The organism is Oleiphilus sp. HI0128 (assembly GCF_001635365.1).
In genome coordinates, this window is sequence record NZ_LWGG01000625.1 from 1 (window position 1) to 367 (window position 367).

Genomic DNA, 367 nt, shown 5'->3' on the forward strand with positions numbered 1-367 from the left:
ATGTTCCGCTCTTAGCCTTATGGTAAGTAGCCGTTTTTGGCTTGCCTAGCTTAGTTGTTTGAAAGCGCGATATCTAATTAAAGTGATGCAGTGCAGAGCTCGGAATATCAGTGATAATACTATGAACGCCCATTGCTTTTAGGGTTTCCATTCTTTCAATACTATTCACCGTCCAACATGATACCTCAAGCCCATAAGATTTTGCGTTTCTCAATAAGGTTGGGCTAATCAACCTGTTGTTGATGACCAGTAGCTTGCAATCGAGCGATACAGCGGTCTTCAATGGCCTGCGATACCGGTATTCTGCGACATAGCCGGTGTCTATTTCTGGCGATAATCGGTTTATTTCATGTAGAATCCAGCGGCT

1 protein-coding gene is annotated in these 367 nt (G+C 43.6%); it reads right to left on the reverse strand.

Annotated features, from left to right (window positions below; translation table 11 throughout):
- Positions 1-73: 73 nt before the first annotated feature.
- The coding region (locus A3763_RS26785) for a glycerophosphodiester phosphodiesterase (protein WP_197482840.1) at positions 74-367 on the reverse strand (294 nt) is incomplete at its 5' end.